Origin of the sequence: Buttiauxella agrestis ATCC 33320 (assembly GCF_000735355.1) — a bacterium.
Classification (GTDB): Bacteria; Pseudomonadota; Gammaproteobacteria; order Enterobacterales; family Enterobacteriaceae; genus Buttiauxella; species Buttiauxella agrestis.
Genome location: NZ_JMPI01000079.1, coordinates 1 through 1618 on the forward strand (window position 1 = coordinate 1; position 1618 = coordinate 1618).

The 1618-nt window shown below is 53.8% G+C and carries 1 rRNA gene; it reads right to left on the reverse strand.

Going from position 1 to position 1618, the window contains the following annotated elements:
- Positions 1-49 precede the first annotated feature (49 nt).
- Positions 50-1589 (reverse strand): 16S ribosomal RNA (locus GBAG_RS21700).
- Positions 1590-1618 lie beyond the last annotated feature (29 nt).

Consider the following 1618-nt stretch of genomic DNA (forward strand, 5'->3'; position numbering starts at 1 on the left):
TTCTATCAGACAATCTGTGTGAGCACTACGCGGGTTTGTATCTATTAGGTAAGGAGGTGATCCAACCGCAGGTTCCCCTACGGTTACCTTGTTACGACTTCACCCCAGTCATGAATCACAAAGTGGTAAGCGCCCTCCCGAAGGTTAAGCTACCTACTTCTTTTGCAACCCACTCCCATGGTGTGACGGGCGGTGTGTACAAGGCCCGGGAACGTATTCACCGTAGCATTCTGATCTACGATTACTAGCGATTCCGACTTCACGGAGTCGAGTTGCAGACTCCGATCCGGACTACGACGCACTTTATGAGGTCCGCTTGCTCTCGCGAGGTCGCTTCTCTTTGTATGCGCCATTGTAGCACGTGTGTAGCCCTACTCGTAAGGGCCATGATGACTTGACGTCATCCCCACCTTCCTCCAGTTTATCACTGGCAGTCTCCTTTGAGTTCCCGGCCGAACCGCTGGCAACAAAGGATAAGGGTTGCGCTCGTTGCGGGACTTAACCCAACATTTCACAACACGAGCTGACGACAGCCATGCAGCACCTGTCTCAGAGTTCCCGAAGGCACTAAGCTATCTCTAGCGAATTCTCTGGATGTCAAGAGTAGGTAAGGTTCTTCGCGTTGCATCGAATTAAACCACATGCTCCACCGCTTGTGCGGGCCCCCGTCAATTCATTTGAGTTTTAACCTTGCGGCCGTACTCCCCAGGCGGTCGACTTAACGCGTTAGCTCCGGAAGCCACTCCTCAAGGGAACAACCTCCAAGTCGACATCGTTTACGGCGTGGACTACCAGGGTATCTAATCCTGTTTGCTCCCCACGCTTTCGCACCTGAGCGTCAGTCTTTGTCCAGGGGGCCGCCTTCGCCACCGGTATTCCTCCAGATCTCTACGCATTTCACCGCTACACCTGGAATTCTACCCCCCTCTACAAGACTCTAGCCTGCCAGTTTCGAATGCAGTTCCCAGGTTGAGCCCGGGGATTTCACATCCGACTTGACAGACCGCCTGCGTGCGCTTTACGCCCAGTAATTCCGATTAACGCTTGCACCCTCCGTATTACCGCGGCTGCTGGCACGGAGTTAGCCGGTGCTTCTTCTGCGAGTAACGTCAATCACTGCGGTTATTAACCACAATGCCTTCCTCCTCGCTGAAAGTACTTTACAACCCGAAGGCCTTCTTCATACACGCGGCATGGCTGCATCAGGCTTGCGCCCATTGTGCAATATTCCCCACTGCTGCCTCCCGTAGGAGTCTGGACCGTGTCTCAGTTCCAGTGTGGCTGGTCATCCTCTCAGACCAGCTAGGGATCGTCGCCTAGGTGAGCCATTACCTCACCTACTAGCTAATCCCATCTGGGCACATCTGATGGCAAGAGGCCCGAAGGTCCCCCTCTTTGGTCCGAAGACGTTATGCGGTATTAGCTACCGTTTCCAGTAGTTATCCCCCTCCATCAGGCAGTTTCCCAGACATTACTCACCCGTCCGCCGCTCGTCACCCAGGAGCAAGCTCCCTGTGCTACCGCTCGACTTGCATGTGTTAGGCCTGCCGCCAGCGTTCAATCTGAGCCATGATCAAACTCTTCAATTAAAAGCTTGATTTGCTTCAACTCGTGAAGC